The organism is Oceanobacillus profundus, from assembly GCF_003515705.1.
In the GTDB taxonomy this organism is placed as follows: Bacteria; Bacillota; Bacilli; order Bacillales; family Amphibacillaceae; genus Oceanobacillus; species Oceanobacillus profundus.
In genome coordinates, this window is sequence record NZ_QWEH01000004.1 from 247,021 (window position 1) to 265,968 (window position 18,948).

The following is an 18,948-nucleotide window of genomic DNA, read 5'->3' on the forward strand; positions in this document are numbered from 1 at the left end:
CCTGTAAATTCCTAATTTTGTTCAACTAACATTCAGTGGAGGAAGAACGAAAACCCCACTGAATGAAGTTTCGCTTTATAAAACGTTTGGAGGAATGATTCATGAAACAATTAAGCTCAGCAGAAATAAGACAACTCTTTATTGACTTTTTCAAAGAGAAAGGACATCAGGTAGAACCAAGTGCTTCTCTTGTTCCTGTCGAAGACCCAACATTATTATGGATTAACAGTGGGGTTGCAACATTGAAGAAATATTTCGACGGTCGAGTAATTCCGGAAAACCCGCGTATTGTGAATGCACAGAAGTCCATTCGCACAAATGATATTGAAAATGTTGGCTTCACGGCAAGACACCATACATTTTTTGAAATGCTAGGGAATTTCTCCATTGGTGATTATTTTAAAAAAGAAGCAATAACTTGGGCCTGGGAGTTTTTGACGGATGAGAAATGGATCGGTTTTGATAAAGAATTACTATCTGTTACCGTACATCCAGAGGATGATGAAGCATATGACATTTGGCTGAATGAAATTGGAATTCCAAAAGAGAGAATTATTCGCTTAGAGGAAAACTTCTGGGATATTGGTGAAGGACCAAGTGGACCAAATACGGAGATCTTCTATGACCGTGGTGAAGCATATGGAAATGATCCCAATGATTCAGAGCTTTATCCAGGTGGAGAGAATAGCCGTTATTTGGAAGTGTGGAATCTTGTATTTTCCCAGTTCAATCATAATCCAGATGACACGTACACATCGTTGCCAAAGAAAAATATTGATACTGGGATGGGCCTTGAGCGATTGACATCGATCATTCAGCAGGTACCAACGAATTTTGATACGGATTTATTTATGCCAATTATCCGTAAAACGGAAGCTATTGCAAATACTACCTATGGAAATAGTGATGAGGGTGATACGGCATTTAAGGTCATTGCTGATCATATCCGCACGGTAAGCTTTGCAATAGGTGATGGTGCGGTTCCATCAAATGAAGGCAGAGGCTATGTACTACGAAGACTCATACGACGAGCAGTTCGATTTGCAAAAGAAATTGGAATTGAGAAATCATTTATGTATGAGTTAGTCGATACCGTTGGTGAAATAATGAAAGACTTCTACCCAGAAGTTTTACGTCAGCGTGAATTTATTCAAAATATTATCAAGGTGGAAGAGGAGCGTTTCCATGAAACGCTAAATGATGGATTGCATATACTATCATCCATTATGGATCGAGAAAAAGCTGCAGGAAATACGATGTTTCCTGGTGAGGAAGTATTCCGACTTTATGATACGTACGGTTTCCCGAAAGAGCTTACTGAAGAATATGTAGAACAACAAGGTTTCACTATTGATCAGGAAGGTTACGAACAGGAAATGGAAAAGCAACGTGAGCGTGCTAGAAATGCAAGACAAAAGGTAGATTCCATGCAAGTTCAAGATACAGTTTTAAGTGAAATCAAGATTGAAAGTGAATTTGTCGGCTATGATCAGCTTGAAGTGGATACAACGATAGCATCCATTATTGGTGGAAAAGAAGTTGTAAACACCATGAAAAAAGGTGATGAAGTTTTATTATTTTTAGATCGGACTCCTTTTTATGCTGAAAGTGGTGGGCAGGTTGCAGACCATGGTTGGATATACACAGAAAATGCATCTGCGTATGTACTGGATGTACAGAAGTCACCAAAAGGCCAGCATATTCATCGTGTTGAAATTAAAGAAGGTGAATTTCATGCAGGTGAGAGCGTAAAAGCAATGGTGGATGAGCGCTTCCGTACAGCAGTCATCAAAAACCACACGGCAACACATTTGCTCCATCAGGCGTTGAAGGACGTTTTAGGCACACATGTAAACCAAGCGGGTTCATTAGTGACACCAGAGCGATTACGCTTTGATTTTTCCCATTTTAATCCTGTAACGAAGGATGAACTGAAACAGATTGAACACATTGTTAATGAAAAAGTGTGGGAATCAATTTTCTTGTTTATAGATAATAAGAAACTGGATGAAGCAAAAGAGATGGGTGCAATGGCTTTATTCGGTGAAAAATATGGCGATGTTGTAAGAGTTGTTCAAATTGGTGATTACAGTCTAGAGTTATGTGGTGGTTGCCATGTGACGAACACTTCTGAAATTGGCTTATTCAAAATTGTATCAGAAAGCGGTATTGGGGCTGGTACAAGAAGAATTGAAGCTGTTACAAGTAAACATGCATATGAATACCTCAATGATAAATTAGAAATATTTAGCAGATCTGCAAACCTTGCTAAATCAAAAGAAGAACAGCTTCCAGAACGAATCGAAGGATTGCATCAAGAAATTAAAGGATTACAAAAAGAGAATGAGTCCTTAAGTGCGAAATTATCCAATTTAGAAGCTTCATCTATCTTAGATAAGGTAGAATCCATTCAGGATATAAGCCTTCTAGCTCAAAAGGTAAACGTGAAAGATATGAATCAATTACGTAAGATGCTCGACGAATTGAAGCAAAAGTTAGATTCTGGTGTCATTTTACTTGCGGCTGAAAATGATGGAAAGGTTCAATTAGCTGCAGGTGTGTCAAAAGATTTGATTGAGCAAGGCTTACATGCTGGGAACCTAATCAAACAAGCTGCAACCATTTGCGGCGGTGGTGGCGGTGGACGCCCAGATATGGCACAAGCAGGTGGTAAAAATCCAGCAAAAATTGCAGAAGCACTAGAAGCAGCTAAACATTATATAATTGAAAATATTAAGCAGGCTTAAGCAACATTTTTGGACTGAAGTTCTAACGAAAAGTAGGGACAGTTTGTATCCTTCTTTGGAAAAAGATATAATAATTTGTATAAACATGTTAGAATATGAATTAGAAGCGATTGTATTATAACAAGGCAAACTTGGAACGAGGTGTCACGATGAGTTCAATAGATAAGACAATGAAATTTAATTTCTCAGAGGAACCATTCGACCAGGATATAAAAGATATTCTTCTGACGGTACATGAGTCTCTGCAAGAAAAGGGATATAATCCGATCAATCAGATAGTAGGTTATTTATTGTCGGGCGATCCAGCGTATATTCCAAGATACAATGATGCCAGAAATTTAATTCGCAAAGTTGAACGAGATGAAGTTATTGAAGAATTGGTTAAGTTTTATTTGGAACAGCATAAAGATAAGTAAAGGATAAGCAGATGAAAATTGTAGGATTAGATGTAGGTTCAAAAACGATAGGTGTAGCAGTGAGTGACGCTTTTGGTTGGACAGCACAGGGTGTAACAACGATAAAATGGGATGAAGCCGATATTCATTCAGCGGATGCTGAACTAAAATCAATTATAGAAACGCATGAAATCGGAAAAGCTATCGTTGGATTACCGAAGAATATGAATGGTACAATTGGCGAACGTGGTGAAGCATCAAAAAGATACGCACGTCATTTGGAAGAAGTACATGGTATACCAACCGAGTTGTGGGACGAACGGCTTTCAACCATCGCAGCAGAACGCGTACTTTTGGAAGCAGATATGAGTAGGAAAAAAAGAAAAAAGATAATTGATAAAATGGCAGCAGTGATGATACTGCAAGGCTATCTTGATCAAAAATAAAGGAGTGATAGTATGGGATTAGAAGAAAAGGAAAGAATTATTATACCAGATGAAAATGGTGAAGAGCATCTATTTGAAGTATTATTTACATTTGATGTAGATGAAACAGGACAAACATATATTGCAGTTGTTCCTGCTGAACAAGCAGATGATGAGGAAGTAGAAGTATATGCATTCCGATATGAGGAAACAGACGACTCCGACTTATCACTCTTCCCAATTGAATCAGATGAAGAATGGGACATCGTTGAAGAAATGCTAAACACATTAGCAGAGGAAGAAGATGAATCGTAAGTATTAATTTCATAAAAACGGAGCTGATGTCATTTTTGACATCAGCTTTTGCTTGATTGATGGAAGGTTAAGACGTGCTATCTATATCAAAACGTTTATTTCAGAAAGGTAGGTCTTATCCAAACCAAATCATTAAAAAAGTGGAAGGATAAAAATCCGCTAAACCTTTTAAACTGTAAATCAACCTATTATTGCTATAGAACCGCATGTGCCTTTGTTGAATTCCGCTATATTATGGATAAAAATATCATTTTTTAGTATAATATAGCGGATGAAAGGGGGATATTGGATGTCCAAAAAGAAAGGGTCAGGCAGTTTTAAGGACAACCTTATTACCAGAAGCCAAGAGGCAAGTACTGTAAGAAAGATTGTATTGATTATACTTGTTGCTTTGTTCCTGATATTAGCCATTGGTGCAATTTCAGGCTATTTATACGTGAAATCGGCTCTGGAGCCTGTAGATGCAGAAAGTGAAGAAGAAATTACAGTAGAAATACCAATCGGTTCTTCAAGCTCAAATATTGCTGCAATTTTAGAGGAAAACGGAATTATTAAAGATGGAAGAGTTTTTCGGTTCTATGTAAAATTTAATAATGAGTCTGATTTTCAAGCGGGTGAATATACCTTTACACCTGCCATGACATTTGATGAAATTATAGAGTCACTGAAAAATGGACGCGTAATACTGGATGCGGTCCATACCGTGACCATTCCTGAAGGATTAACAATTGATCAAATTGCTGAAATATATAGTGAGCGATTTGACTTTACAAAAGAGGAATTTCTCGAAACCGTTAATGATCGAGCTTATGTTAAAGAATTGATGGAACGATACCCAAATCTTTTATCAGAAGAAATACTCGATCCCGATATTCGAACACCATTAGAAGGCTATTTATTTGCTTCGACTTATGATTATTACGTCGAATCCCCAAGCATTGAATCAATCGTTGAGGGAATGCTTGATCAAACACAAAACGTAGTATCTAAATATATGCCAGCTATTGAGGAACTAGATTTTAATGTACACGAAGCACTTACATTTGCTTCACTCGTTGAAAGAGAAACGGCAAGCGAGGAACAAAGACAACAAATTTCAGGAGTATTTTATAATCGCTTGGAAGCGGAGATGCCACTTCAGACAGACCCTACTGTTCTATACGCTTTAGGGGAGCATAATGAGATTGTTACGTATGAGGATTTGGAAATAGATTCCCCGTACAACACATATAAAGTCACTGCATTGCCAATTGGCCCAATTGCCAATTTTGCGGAAAGCTCTTTAAACGCCGTAGTTGAACCAGCAGATACGGATTATATGTATTTCCTGCACGACAAAAAAGGGGAAATATATTATGCTGAAACGTACGAGGAGCATTTACAAAACAGGGATGAATATATGAAATAATTATCTGGGAATGTGAAATATCTATTTCACATTTCCCGTTTTTATAAGTATAAAAGGTACTATAACGAGCAAAGAGGTAAAAGAATGAACGAAGAAATAACTAAATATTTAACAGCTCTATTACCAGATCAAGAAGATTGGATAACTAAACTCGAATCGGAAGCCAAAGCTGATCAGGTGCCGATTATGGATAGGTCAGGCATGAACTTTGTAGCACAGCTCGTGCGATTAACACGTCCCGGGCAAATATTAGAAATAGGAACAGCGATTGGATATTCTGCTTTACGAATGCAAGCAGCGAGTTCCAATGCTTTCATTATAACAATTGAAAAAGACGAACAACGCTATCTTCAAGCAGTAAAAAACATTGAAGCATTAGGTAAACAAGAACACATCGAGGTAATACAAGGGGATGCTCTAGACATACTTGTAGAACTAGCTGAACATGGAAAACGGTTTGACTTGATTTTTATTGATGCGGCAAAGGGTCAATATGAGCGTTTCTTTGAACTTGCTAACCCAATGTTAAATCCAAATGGCATTATCATTTCGGATAACGTGTTATTCCGAGGATTCGTCGCGAACCCTCTTGATGTTCCGAAGCGTTATCAGAAGATGGTAGATAAAATAAGAAATTACAATGAGATGCTAACGAATCATCCCGACTTCAAAACAACGATTTTGCCAATAGGAGATGGAGTAGCAGTAAGTTATAAAATGAAATAAGGAGAGGTGCTTTTTCGTGCGGGACAAGCCAGTAGTTATCGGTGTAGCCGGTGGAAGTGGCAGTGGTAAAACATCTGTAACACGCTCCATCTGTCAACGCTTTACAGATAAAACCATTCTTGTTGTAGAACAAGATTATTATTATAAAGATCAAAGTCATCTTCCATTGGAGGAAAGGTTAAACACGAATTATGACCATCCATTAGCGTTTGATAATGATTTGCTAATTGACCATTTACGTGATTTAATGAATCATAAACCTATCGAAAAGCCTGTTTATGATTATAAAATTCATACACGATCAGATGAAGTAATACATGTAAAACCGAAAGAAGTAATTATTGTTGAAGGAATTTTAATACTTGAAGATCCACGGCTAGTTGATTTAATGGATATTAAAGTATTTGTTGATACAGATGCCGATCTTCGTATTATTCGCAGGTTATTAAGGGATATTAAGGAAAGAGGTCGCTCATTAGATTCCGTTATTGACCAGTATATTAATAGTGTACGACCTGCTCATTTACAATTTATCGAGCCTTCGAAGCGATATGCAGATATTATAATTCCTGAAGGTGGACAAAACCATGTAGCGATTGATATAATGGCTTCTAAAATCGAAACAATCTTAGCAAAAAAATAAAGTGTAGGTTCAAAAAGAAGGATGGAAAGGACCGAGCAGTTCGAGGCGGCGTAGCTTGGAGCAGGCGATTTTACACGCAGGAAAAGTGATTTTCTTTTCCAAAGAGTGGAAAAGTAAGCCAACGAGCTTCTATAGCATGTGGTGACTTCGACGTTGACACAGGACGTGTCGGAAGTTAGTTGAAGGTCATCTGTTCTCGAAGTGTCATTTTCACCGGACTTTTTGAACGACCACTAAAACAAAAAGATTGAAAAACGGTTACAAATCTGCCATAGTAATCTTTAGTATATTTTTTTTATCGTCAGCATAAGCTTTAACGCTTATTTTTATTTGTATAGTGAAAAGAAGGAGTGTTTTGAATGGTTGTAGAGAAAAGTTATTATATGACACAAGAGGGGAAAGAAAAATTAGAGAAGGAATTACATTATTTGAAAACAGATCGACGTCAAGAGGTTGTGGAACGAATTAAAGTTGCACGAGACTTTGGCGATCTATCTGAGAACTCCGAGTATGATGCGGCAAAAGATGACCAAGCATTTGTTGAACAACGTATTACACAAGTGGAAAAAATGATTCGCAATGCAGTCATCATTGAAAATGATAATGATAATCCAGATGTTGTTTCTTTAGGTAAAACCGTAACTTTCATGGAATTACCTGATGGAGATGAAGAAACCTATACAATCGTTGGAAGTGCGGAAGCGGATCCATTTGAAGGAAAAATTTCCAATGATTCTCCAATGGCAAAAAGCTTATTAGGTCATGAAATTGGGACAGAGGTAGCAGTGGCAACCCCTGGTGGCGATATTCAAGTTAAAATTACGAAAGTGGAGTAGTAATTTATAAATCAATCTTACAATGAGTAGTGGATACTATGTTTAAATGGACATGGTAGCCACTATTTTTTATAGGTATACCCAACTTTTTATTCCCCGTAACAACATATTATGTATTTTTAATCCTAACACATTCGATCTTTATTAGATAATCATAGAGAAAAATGTATATCATTATAAACTTTTTCGTATTGGAGTTACCAATTTAGAAGTATTACTATTATTGTAAGACCTATTAGAAGATAATGGAGGTGCTACTAATTGGTTAAGCTGACGACTGAAACATTGTTTAGTAATGATTTACTAAGTCAAATCAGAGATAAGTTTGCATTTGTTGATATTGATCCCCATACACAGAAGAAGCGACTGTTTCTTGACAACGCAGGAGGATCCTTTCGACTGAAAAGCGCCAATGAAAAATTTGCGCAGTTCGATTTGATTCCAGATCATCCCGGACGTGACCATGAAACAGCAAAATTTTTATTTGAAATTGAACAACAGGGAATAAATGATACGCGAACAATATTTAATGCGAAAGAAGGGAGCATTGCAACTTACCTAACTGCTTCCCAGGCTATGTTTGAAATTACTGGTGTGATTGCTGAGAATATTGAGGGATCAAATATTGTTACTACCGCATTAGAGCATCCATCTGCATTTGATGCAGCCAAGTTTTATGCAAATAAGTTAGGAAAGGAATTTCGTGTTGCTAACACTAACCCTGTAACAGGAGGAGTGGATGTAGATGAAATAACGAAACTTATTGACAGCGACACTTGTTTTTTGAGTGTTATTTATGCATCGAATATTTCAGGCGCCATTTTAGATATTGAGACAATTGTAAAAGAAGCAAGAAGAATAAAACCAGATTTATATATTATTATTGATGCTGTGCAGCATGCCCCACATGGTTTAATTGATATCGAAAAAACCCCTGTAGATGCGATGAATATAGCACCGTATAAATTTTTCGGAGTGAGGGGAAGCGGGATTGCTTATCTTTCTGAAAGAGCTGCAAAACTTCCACATCACCGCCTGTTTGGAAAGGATAACAGTGATTTACAACTTGGCAGTTCAACACCTGGACATTTTGCTTCCATCAGTGAGGTTGTAAATTATGTTTGCTGGATAGGAAGTAAATTTTCCGATGAGCATGATAGAAGAAAAATGTTTGTAGAAGGAATGAATCGGATTGCTTTACATGAACGATCTCTTCTTGAAGTTATGCTGGATGGAACAGATAAAGCAAAAGGGTTAAGAAATATCCCGGGCATCACCGTCTATCTTGACTATGAAGATTTGTCCAAAAGGGATTTTATCGTTGCTATTCGTATAGAGTCTTTTGACTATCATGAAGCGGTTAATCAATATGGAGCTGAAAACATTATTGTTTATGATCGTGTAGCATCAAGCATTTATTCCAAAAGAATGTTGCAATCATTTGGAATGGAAGGTGCAATTAGGATATCGCCTTTACACTGTAACACTGTAGAGGAAATTGAAGAATTCCTAGAAGTTACACAAAAAATCGTTGAAAGAAATATAAAAAGTATCATATGAAAGAGAAATAGAACAAATTTTTGAACGCTCATCTTGGAGTGAGCGTTTATTCTGATTTAAAGGAAGACAAACTCCTCTTATTTAAAAATGTAATAAAATCCATACCGGCTTTTGAAAGTGGTTGGGGCTTTTTATAATACAACATAATATTTTGATAAGCGTTTATATCATTAATTTTATAGAAAAATAATTTATCGGTTGCCTCTACGTAATGGGTAACTCCAGCACGTACAAAAGCAATCCCTTTTCCATTACAAGCAATATAATAGGAAGTAAGCATCTGATCTAGATACATGGTTACACTGGGTGTGAAACCTGCCTTTTTACACATCTTCAAACTTCTCTGGTACATATCGTTTCCCTTTTTTAGCAATAGGAAATTTTCTTTTTCAAATGCTTTTAGATTGACTTTCGGATATTTCTCACTCAAATATTGCCCATTTACAACATCTTTGAAAGTTAGACGATATTTTTCCAAGGCATTGTTTATTTTATAATAGGAAGGAACTGCAAGTATAATATTTTCTCTTTCCCAAGCATAAGAATCGAATACTTTAGGATCTCCTTTCATTTCAACATCTATCACAATATCAACAGTGCCTGAGCGCAGATCTTTCATTAAATCATCTGCATTAGCCTCGAGGAGATGCACCATATAATCTGGATATTTAAGTTTAAATTCCTGAACGACTGTTGGTAAAATATAAGTGCAGAAGAAGGAAGCTCCCCCAACATTGATAGACGTCTGTTTATGATCCGCTAAGCTATTAAAATAGGATCGCATTTCTTTTTCTAGATGCATGATGTACTCGATTGATTCAATATAATATCTTCCTGCTGGTGTTAGTTGGATTGGATTACTACTCCTATCAAAAATAGGAAGACCAATTTCTGCCTCTACCTTCTTAATTGTCGCACTAAGTGCTGGCTGTGAAATATAAAGCTTTTCTGCTGCTTTTGAGAAACTTCTATTCAAATATACTTCATATACATAATCCATATTTTTGAGCATTAGAGTCCTGGAATCCCCTTTACTATAGACGTACTTTAAAAATTTCCCTTTTATACTATTTTTAAAAAGAAGTATGTACATTCACTTTTTATGTACCATTTTATTTGGCATATAGAGAAAAGGATATATCATTATAAATGTTTTCGTATTGGAGTTGTAATCCTTAAAGAGCTACTATTATAACTATAGAGAATAATCAAGGATTATGCAAAGTGGTAAGGAATGACAAAGAGAGGGAGGGAATACGTATGAGCTTATTAGAAGAAAAGTTTTTAAAACTAGGTGCTGAATATGCGCCAGGACAAGAAGTACGACAGAATACCGTTGAGGTTGATATTCACAAGAAGAGAATGCTTGGGTCATCTGTTGATTTTTCACATGGTGATGTTGATGCTTTCGAGCCAATACCAGGATCATTGGACATTTTTATTGAAGGTGTAAATTCTGGTGGGAAACAGGCCTACACGGAGTATCGTGGAAGTAAAAATATCCGTGAGGATGCAGCAGAAAAGCTTTCGATTTTTGCAGGTACAACGATTAATGCAGAGCAGAATCTTATTATTACGCCAGGCACGCAAGGTGCACTTTTTCTAGCTATGGGAGCTTCCATTTCAAGAGGGGATAAAGTTGCAATTGTAGAACCAGACTATTTTGCTAACCGAAAACTAGTCGAATTTTTTGATGGTGAGGTTGTCCCTGTCCATATGGACTATTTCGATAATGACAATTCAGCAGGTTTGAACTTAACGCAGTTAGAGGATGCTTTCCGAGCTGGTGTTAGACTCTTTTTATTCTCTAATCCTAATAATCCTATAGGCGTCATTTATTCACAGGAAGAAATATATGAGATTGCAGAACTGGCTCAAAACTATGGGGTAACAGTTATCGTTGATGAGCTGTATTCCCGTCAAATTTTTGATGGACGTGCGTATACACATCTTTGTGCACAGAATATCTTAAATCCCGAAAATATAATCACGATTATGGGTCCATCAAAAACCGAGTCGTTAAGTGGGTATAGGCTTGGAGTAGCATTTGGGTCTGCCAAAATCATCGATCGTATGGAGAAACTACAGGCTATCGTGTCCCTGCGTGATGGCGGCTATAACCAAGCCGTATTGAAATCTTGGTTTTCTGAACCGAAAGGATGGATGGAAAAAAGGATTGCACAACACCAGGCAATTCGGGATGATTTGGTTAAAAAGTTCTGGAATGCGCAAGGCTTTAAGGTAAGAGCTACAGAGGCAGGGAGTTATCTATTTCCACAGTTCCCCGAATTAACTATTTCTATATATGATTTCGTAAAGGTACTTCGCGTTCAAGCAGCTGTTACAGTAACCCCGGGTACTGAATTTGGACCAAAGTTTAAAGATAGCTTTCGCATAAATTTCTCACAAAATCATCAGGTCGCAACTGATGCAATTGACCGTATTATTCAAGTAGTAGAGGAGTACCGTAAATGATTACCTCAGAAAAGAGAAACAATCCTATTCCACAGGGAACTATGTTCTGACAACACGATGAAGAAAAAAATGGTGTGTTGACTCAACGTCGGGAAGTGGGCATATTGAAGTCGATATGCTTTTCATAAAGATAAAAATGAATTGGGAAGTTTATAAAACATTATTATCCGGCATTTTTAGTTTAAATGCCAATTCAGCAGGAATAAAAGAAGAGGTGACAGATGTATATTTGGAACGTACATCTGTCACCCTTATTAAAATCATTTACTCCGCAATCTCAAATTCCTCAGCTTCAGAATCAACAATAATGAAGTATTCATTTACATTGGAATCAAGCTTCCATTCTCCTGCATTTTCGTCATAAATGACTGTTAGTTTTCTCGATCTCGTGTACTGATCCTCATCCCTATCCCGTAATAGCCATCCTAGGTTACTGTTTGGTTCATGAAACACATGGTGTACATAAAATTCAAGCGTATAAGCATCCTTGTTTTCGTCAAATTTCGGATCACTTACTTTTGATAGATCATAAGTAGTGTGAACTAGCTTTCCGGTATAATCTGGATCTTCCTTCTCGACGTCAGCAATTTGATCTTCTAATTTTTCTTTGAAATTCTCAGTAATACCATCTTTTAGTAGTGATGCATCTCTTTCAGAAAGTGCTATTTGATACTGTGCGATCGTTTCATTCAATTGTTCCATTAACGCATGGAGGGCTTCGTCATTTAGTGCATGTAGTTTGTTAAAATTCACGTGGTCACTATCAATTGTTATCTCTTCACTCTTTACAACTCCCCATGGATAATCTTTTCTAATATCCAAGGAAACAGAATTGTCATTTGGAAAGGTACCAATTGATTGTTCGCCTTCCGAAATCGTTATGTCAGTTTCTTCATCGTTAATATATAACGTAAAATCGTCCTCAAGTGCATGGACAGTAATCGGTGCAAGCGGAAGTTCAAATTCATGGAACCCTGCTTGCTGACGGTTATTAAAAAGTTCAAGATCATCATGTTGCTCTGCCGTTACATATGTATTATCAAATAAAGCTTGCACAGAATAGACTCCAGGCATAAATGGACCGAAGCTTTCTTCAAAAGTTTCCTCTGTTGTAGTAGCAACCTCTTCTTCATTTATGGATAATGTAATGTTTTCATTTTCTGCTGCTAGGGTAATCATAGCAGGAATAACTTCAAACTTGTAATCGTCAAATAATGCCCAGGCCTTCCCATCATGGATAAGATTTAACGTCGCATAAACATCATCCATGTATGCAGTGCCATTATTTCCATCGGTTTGGTTGATAAATTCTGCTTGACTATGAAACTTGGAAATAAGCTCATCTAGTGATTCGGGATTAGAATTAAGATAATTGATAAATGCACTTGTATTCTCATCGGTTATTTCAAATGATTCAACAGCTGGAACGAGTAAGGACTTAAGTTTTGCTGTATCTTCGTTAGCAACTGCATCTTCGAAAGCAGATATGCTTTGTTCTGTACCAAAAGACTTGTTTCCAACTACATATAAACTGATAACTGCAATGAATAATACTCCTACAATAGCTCCTATGACTAGAAATATTTTCTTATTTCTCGGTGCTTTTTGTTCTGAAACGTTAGACCCGCATTCCGGACAAAATTTCTTTACGCCAGAAAGATTGTGGCCACAATTCGGACACTTCATAAAAATAGTTCCTCCCTTTAATCTATGTAAGTATTTTCATATTATCATAAGACGAACGAAATAGGATGCTACTTATAGACTGTTTATTTCAATAGAAATTAGTATATTTAATATTAGTCACACTCAAACTTTAGTTCGTAATATACACATATTTATTTATAAAGTACTATCAAAAAGCGATTTTTTGAAAGATGGAAAACGTTAACAAACATTTCATTATTATTACATTTACATTACATTCCCGAAAAAAGTCAGCTAATTATTTCCATCTAGTTATATTGATCTATGTCAATGCGATTATACAATTCCTTATTTTCCCAATCGGAAATATGAATAATTTTTTGAAAATAAAATAAAGCATTCTATTTTTTAATGATTCTTTCAAAAAGAGACTAGAAGACGAACATTTAATCGAAATTGTCGATATATTATATGTATTTATCCAAATATCTTAAATTAAAACTATATCCTTATCTTAAATTCAAGATAATTCCCGAACTAAACCAGGACTATATAACTGTTTTTGGTAAAACCCCTTAAAATTATGTGACAGATTTAGTAATATTATGTGAGTAAAAAGTGAAGGCATAATTAATATGGTGGTGAATGAATTGAAAAAAATACGAATTGTCGTGGCAGACCATAATAGTAGCTATATGGAATCATTATCAGCCTTTTTGCGCATATCAGAGGAAGCGTCACGATTTATCGTTACATATTTTTCTGAACAAGGTAAACTGGAATCCTATTTAAAACGAGGAGACATAATCGACATTATGTTAATTAGCCCAGAGCTATATGATCCAATGCTAAATTTAGCTCCTGAAACATGCATTATTCTACTCGAGGATGATCAGCTATCGACAAGGAGAGAATCGATGGAAGCTGTGTTTCGATACCAGCGGTTAAATCAACTTATTTCCAGTATCCTTGCAATCTATTATGAGCGAAATCAATCAGCAGGTAAGCTGCTGGCAAGAAGCAAGAAAACGAAAGTAATAACAGTATATTCTCCAATAGGAGGATGTGGTAAGACGGCAATTGCTACAAACTTAAGTAAGCAGTTGGCACTTAATCATGCGAAAGTATTTTATTTAAATCTTGAGCTATTAAATACTACAAGACTATATTTTACATCTGCTGAAGATAATCCGTCATTGCAAATATTTTATTATGTAAAAGCAGAATCACCTCAGCTTTTGTCTAAAATTGAAGCGTTGAAAAAGTACGACGCATATTCAATGGTTGATTATTTCGACATTGAGATTAGTGCCGATGAGTTGCTTGAATTCAATGAGGCTGATGTAAAGCGATTAATTAATGGAATTGTTGAAACAGGTGCTTATGATTATATTGTTGTCGATCTTGATAGTTCCTTGCACGAAAGAAACATCGCAGCTATCAAAGAATGCGACCAGATCATCTGGCCAATTGCAAACGATGTGCAAAGTTTATTAAAAACAAAGTCGTTTTTTGAGGAAGAACTAAAGTTGATGGGTAAAGAAAACATCGTTAAAGATAAGCTAACAGTTCTTTTAAATAAGTATACTGGATCGATGGTAGGTACGATGGGGGAGTATGGGATATCCGTAGATGGCTACCTGCCATTTATAGAAAACTGGATCAACATGCAATCCAGCTCTGAAATATTAGGAAATGAACAATTTAATCAAGAGCTTCAATCCATTATTCACGATAAGATTATAGTCGAACTGGAGGGGGTTTCTACCATTGGTTGAGGAACAAATTGTGAAGAATCTCATTCGGCAGCTTAGAGAAACCTTAGATTTAATGCACTCGATTACGAATGATGAATTAAAGGAATATGTAGAGGCTGCAGTATTTGACTATGCGAAGGAGCAACATTTGAAGTCTACGGAGATTAAATATCTCGTTGAGCGAGTCTATAACTCATTTCGTGGTTATGACGTTCTACAGCCATTAATTGATGATAAGACAATTACAGAGATTATGATTAATAATCATAAAGAGATTTTTATCGAACGATTTGGTTCAACGACAAAGGTAGATATTCAGTTTGAAAGTGAGCAAAAATTAGAGGATATCATTCAATCGATTGTATCGAAAGTGGATCGTGTGGTTAATGAATCTTCACCAATTGTTGATGCCAGATTACAAGACGGATCTAGGGTAAATGTGGTTCTTCCACCGATCGCCTTAAAAGGCCCAGTAATGACGATTCGGAAATTTCCTGATAAACCGCTGCTCATTGAGGATTTAATCAAATATGATTCGATTTCCGAAGAAGCAGCTGAATTCTTAAGGAAACTTGTCATCTCGAAGTATAATATTTTTATTGGTGGAGGTACGGGTTCAGGAAAAACAACATTTTTAAACGTACTTTCAAATTTTATTCCGCAACACGAACGAATCATTACGATTGAGGATTCTGCTGAGCTTCAAATTAAAAATGTTCCGAATCTTGTTAGTTTGGAAACACGAAATGCAAATACAGAAGGAAAGGGAGAAATTACAATTCGTGATTTAATCAAATCTTCCTTGCGTATGCGGCCAGATCGAATCATCGTCGGGGAAGTACGTGGTGCCGAAGCACTTGATATGCTGCAGGCGATGAACACTGGTCATGATGGTTCGCTTTCCACTGGTCATGCTAACTCTGTAAAAGATATGCTGAGCAGACTTGAAACAATGGTGCTGAATGGTGCAACCCTACCAGTGGAAGTTATTCGTAAGCAAATTTCTTCAGCGATTGATATTATGATTCACTTAATGCGCTTGCGAGATAATTCAAGGAAAATTGTCGCGATAAGTGAAGTGCTTGGTGTTGAAAATGGTGAAGTCGTTTTAAATCCACTTTATGAATTCGTGGAAGAAGGAGAAAAAGAGAATGGTGAAGTAATCGGAAAACTCGTTTCTACAGGTAATAATCTGGTTAACCAGTCAAAAGCGAATCTTGCAGGTATCGAAGTAGATCATGAAAAGGTAAGCGGGTGATGCTATGGCGGATATTATTTTAGTTATCCTATTGGTTGCTTTAGTAGCAGGGTATATTATCGCTGTATCAAAAAGAAAGAAACGAGAGGAAAATCAAACGGAACTGGCGGATGAAGTTGCCAAAAATACAGAGCTGGAACAACTAAAAAAGAAGCATTTTATGGAACGGATGCGTCATCGATCAGATAAGCAAATCGAGTCACATCTTGTCGATTACGCGGAGTATCACCTCTTGATGAGAGAGTATATCTTTTATGCAGCTCTTGCAATCATATTTTTCGCATTTATCGGTTATTTATTTTATGAAAGCTTTATAGCTGCGATTATCTTTGGGGCTGCTGGATTGTTTTATCCGAAAATCCAGAAGAAAACACTCTTAGAAAAACGCAAGGAAAAATTAAAATTACAATTTAAGGAAGCAATTGCCTCGCTGTCCTCATCGCTTGCAGCAGGTAGGTCAATCGAGAATAGCTTCAAAGAAGTTGTGTCAGATCTATATCTTCTATATCCAGATCCAAAAACAGAAATTATTCAGGAGTTCGAGATTATTAATCGACGAATTGAAAATGGAGAGACAATCGAGAATGCAATTTTAGATTTCAGTATCCGTTCCGATATTGAAGATATTCAAAATTTTGCGGATGTTTTCATTACGTGTAAGCGGTCTGGCGGGAACCTCGTAGAAGTTATTCGAAGAACGTCAGATATTATTAGTGAAAAAATTGATATTCAGCAAGAAGTTGCCGTCATGATTGCATCCAAGAAATTCGAATCACGAATTTTAAGTGTTGCACCGGTAGGAATGATTTTATTATTGAAATACAGTGCAGAGGATTACTTAGCTCCAATGTATGATTGGAGTTCGGGCGGTCCGCTGATTATGACAGTTTGTTTGGGGATCCTTATTTTTTCCTATTGGTTTGGGCAGCGAATTATGGATATTAAGGTGTGATGAAGTATGATGGTCTATGGCATATTGACCTTAGTGATAATTTTTATATATTTTGGAATTTCCGTTAAAGTTGGGAAGCAATATGATGTAGTTGTTGAGGACTTTAAAAACGACTATCCGCTAATGTTTATGGCTCCTGTATCATTATTTATTATTGATAATTTAAAGATTATGGAGCGGCTATACAGTCAAATTGCAAAAATACAACAAAAAATGATTAGTTTATATGGCAACAGAACAGCGTTGCAGCATACGAGAATGTATGTGGCACAACTAATTTCAACGTCACTTGTATGTTTATTAGGAACATTTTTATTTACGTTATTATCTGAAGGTGATGTGACGATCTTTATCGTTGGGATTTTATTCACTGTTCTAATTCCATATGCAATGATTAGCAAGCTCTCGAGTCAAGAAAAGGAACGGAAGGAAAAAATTCTTACGGAGCTCCCAGAAGTAGTGAATAAAATTATTTTGTTAGTGAATGCCGGGGAAACAGTGCAGCAAGCATTAATCCGATGTGTTACGCAAACAAATGACCCGAATTCTCCACTAATTAAAGAATTAACTGAAACAGTTAATAAAATGGTGAGTAATGAACCTTTTCATCAAGTATTGAATGATTTAAGTAAAAAATGTGGTGTACAAGAAATCTCGATTTTTACTACAACAATTTTATTAAATTATCGTAAGGGTGGTAATGATTTAATTCTTGCATTACGTGAATTGTCTCATGAGTTATGGGAGAAGCGAAAGTCCATTTCCAAGACAAAAGGGGAAGAGGCGTCATCTAAGCTCGTATTCCCGCTTATACTCATTTTTGTAGCGGTTATGATTATTGTTGGTTTTCCTGCACTTACCATCTTGTAAGTACAGGTTACAAAATATAAAACAAAAGAATTTTAGGAGGAAGAAAAATGAATATGATTAAAGAATCGATTAAGAACTTTTGGAATGATGAGGAAGGCTTACAGACATTGGAAATTATGTTGATTATAGCTGTTATTGTCGTAATTGCATTACTATTTAGAGATCGAATTATGGTTTGGATTGAGGATTTATTGAATTTCGGTGATAAGAATATTGGTGAATTCCAGCAGGAGTAACCTTTTGAGGGGACTTAAATTATGCAATTCATGAAAAAATATTTAAAAAGAATTAAAAAGGATGAGCATGGGGCATTTACTATCGAAGCATCAGTAATATTCCCGATATTATTACTTTTAACCTTAAGTTTTATCTTTTTTGCACTGGTAATCTATCAGCAATCCGTTCTCCACTACAGTGCAAATACAGTAGCAGAACGACTGGCATTTGTTTGGGATAACAGTGATAAAGATATTGATACTGGGGAATTTGATAAATATACTACTTTCCCTGGTGGAGATGGTCTCTACTGGAGATTAACAAGTGATCAGTACCTATCTCAGTTTGGAATTGATATATTCTCCAGAGGAAATGCAACCGTACAAATTGGTTCTGGCGGTGGTGGCAGTTTACCACAGCAGAAGCTGGGAAGAGCTACAACGGATATCCTGCCACCCGGAGCCACTGGTGAAGTGCAATACAACAATGGGTTAGCAGGTAGTGAAATCGTTGTTAAATTAAGAAGTCCCTTGAATTTGCCTTCCTCATTGAGCAGCTTGTTTGGTATAAATGAAATTGAGGCAGAGGCCAGTCATGTAGTTACAGAACCTACTGAATTTATTCGAACAACAGACTTGGTTATGTATGCTGTAAAATCAATAGCAGATTACTCCGGGTATATAACAAAATTTATATCTGGAAATTAAAGGAGGGTAAT

Annotated in this window: 18 protein-coding genes; 16 read left to right on the plus strand and 2 right to left on the minus strand. The window is 36.4% G+C overall.

The annotated features are described in order from the left end of the window. Nucleotides 1-101 precede the first annotated feature (101 nt). The 9 genes from alaS to D1B32_RS08550 all read left to right on the plus strand — a co-directional run bounded on the left by alaS (nt 102) and on the right by D1B32_RS08550 (nt 9,055). A complete protein-coding gene (gene alaS, locus D1B32_RS08510; protein ID WP_118889098.1) occupies nt 102-2,747 on the plus strand; it encodes an alanine--tRNA ligase in 2,646 nt (881 codons plus the stop codon). A gap of 149 nt (nt 2,748-2,896) precedes the next feature. Further along, nucleotides 2,897-3,163, plus strand: coding sequence for an IreB family regulatory phosphoprotein (locus D1B32_RS08515; RefSeq protein ID WP_095307133.1), 267 nt, complete (start codon nt 2,897-2,899; stop codon nt 3,161-3,163). Nucleotides 3,164-3,174: 11 nt separating this feature from the next. After that, nucleotides 3,175-3,588: a Holliday junction resolvase RuvX gene (ruvX, locus tag D1B32_RS08520; RefSeq protein ID WP_095307132.1), complete on the plus strand. Its 414-nt coding sequence runs from the start codon at nt 3,175-3,177 to the stop codon at nt 3,586-3,588. A 12-nt stretch (nt 3,589-3,600) separates the two neighbouring features. Beyond that, entirely contained in the window at nt 3,601-3,882 is a 282-nt protein-coding gene (locus D1B32_RS08525; RefSeq protein ID WP_095307131.1) for a DUF1292 domain-containing protein, read from the plus strand. A gap of 289 nt (nt 3,883-4,171) precedes the next feature. Continuing rightward, nucleotides 4,172-5,290 (plus strand): endolytic transglycosylase MltG, encoded by a 1,119-nt coding sequence (gene mltG / locus D1B32_RS08530; protein ID WP_118889099.1) that lies wholly within the window; start codon nt 4,172-4,174, stop codon nt 5,288-5,290. Between the two features lie 84 nt (nt 5,291-5,374). Then, entirely contained in the window at nt 5,375-6,016 is a 642-nt protein-coding gene (locus D1B32_RS08535) for an O-methyltransferase (protein WP_095307128.1), read from the plus strand. 16 nt (nt 6,017-6,032) lie between these two features. Further along, on the plus strand, nt 6,033-6,659 hold the full coding sequence (udk, locus tag D1B32_RS08540; RefSeq protein ID WP_095307127.1) for a uridine kinase: 627 nt from the start codon (nt 6,033-6,035) through the stop codon (nt 6,657-6,659). Nucleotides 6,660-7,018: 359 nt separating this feature from the next. Further along, nucleotides 7,019-7,495 (plus strand): transcription elongation factor GreA, encoded by a 477-nt coding sequence (greA, locus tag D1B32_RS08545; protein WP_095307126.1) that lies wholly within the window; start codon nt 7,019-7,021, stop codon nt 7,493-7,495. A 261-nt stretch (nt 7,496-7,756) separates the two neighbouring features. Beyond that, complete coding sequence (locus D1B32_RS08550; protein ID WP_095307125.1) at nt 7,757-9,055, plus strand: aminotransferase class V-fold PLP-dependent enzyme; 1,299 nt, start codon at nt 7,757-7,759, stop codon at nt 9,053-9,055. A gap of 46 nt (nt 9,056-9,101) precedes the next feature. Here the strand turns inward: D1B32_RS08550 and D1B32_RS08555 are convergent, their stop codons facing one another. After that, the gene (locus tag D1B32_RS08555; RefSeq protein WP_095307123.1) at nt 9,102-10,067 is read right to left on the minus strand and encodes a LysR family transcriptional regulator; all 966 of its coding nucleotides are present in this window, start codon (nt 10,065-10,067) and stop codon (nt 9,102-9,104) included. Nucleotides 10,068-10,315: 248 nt separating this feature from the next. On the opposite strand from D1B32_RS08555, the gene D1B32_RS08560 reads away from it, so the two are divergent. Further along, complete coding sequence (locus D1B32_RS08560; RefSeq protein ID WP_118889100.1) at nt 10,316-11,530, plus strand: pyridoxal phosphate-dependent aminotransferase; 1,215 nt, start codon at nt 10,316-10,318, stop codon at nt 11,528-11,530. A gap of 264 nt (nt 11,531-11,794) precedes the next feature. Here D1B32_RS08560 and D1B32_RS08565 read toward each other — a convergent pair whose 3' ends face one another. Continuing rightward, entirely contained in the window at nt 11,795-13,216 is a 1,422-nt protein-coding gene (locus D1B32_RS08565; protein WP_095307121.1) for a zinc ribbon domain-containing protein, read from the minus strand. A 611-nt stretch (nt 13,217-13,827) separates the two neighbouring features. On the opposite strand from D1B32_RS08565, the gene D1B32_RS08570 reads away from it, so the two are divergent. From D1B32_RS08570 to D1B32_RS08595, 6 genes are read left to right on the plus strand one after another with little or no spacing between them, the layout of a single operon-like run. Then, the gene (locus tag D1B32_RS08570; protein WP_158586225.1) at nt 13,828-14,955 is read left to right on the plus strand and encodes an AAA family ATPase; all 1,128 of its coding nucleotides are present in this window, start codon (nt 13,828-13,830) and stop codon (nt 14,953-14,955) included. Next, the gene (locus D1B32_RS08575) at nt 14,948-16,192 is read left to right on the plus strand and encodes a TadA family conjugal transfer-associated ATPase (protein WP_240033757.1); all 1,245 of its coding nucleotides are present in this window, start codon (nt 14,948-14,950) and stop codon (nt 16,190-16,192) included. Before D1B32_RS08570 ends, D1B32_RS08575 begins: the two co-directional genes overlap by 8 nt. A 4-nt stretch (nt 16,193-16,196) precedes the next feature. Further along, nucleotides 16,197-17,144 (plus strand): type II secretion system F family protein, encoded by a 948-nt coding sequence (locus D1B32_RS08580; protein ID WP_095307119.1) that lies wholly within the window; start codon nt 16,197-16,199, stop codon nt 17,142-17,144. 6 nt (nt 17,145-17,150) lie between these two features. Continuing rightward, complete coding sequence (locus D1B32_RS08585) at nt 17,151-18,014, plus strand: type II secretion system F family protein (protein WP_095307118.1); 864 nt, start codon at nt 17,151-17,153, stop codon at nt 18,012-18,014. Nucleotides 18,015-18,061: 47 nt separating this feature from the next. Continuing rightward, nucleotides 18,062-18,250 (plus strand): Flp1 family type IVb pilin, encoded by a 189-nt coding sequence (locus D1B32_RS08590; RefSeq protein ID WP_118889101.1) that lies wholly within the window; start codon nt 18,062-18,064, stop codon nt 18,248-18,250. 21 nt (nt 18,251-18,271) lie between these two features. Beyond that, on the plus strand, nt 18,272-18,937 hold the full coding sequence (locus D1B32_RS08595; protein ID WP_095307116.1) for a TadE/TadG family type IV pilus assembly protein: 666 nt from the start codon (nt 18,272-18,274) through the stop codon (nt 18,935-18,937). The last annotated feature ends 11 nt before the right edge of the window (nt 18,938-18,948 follow it).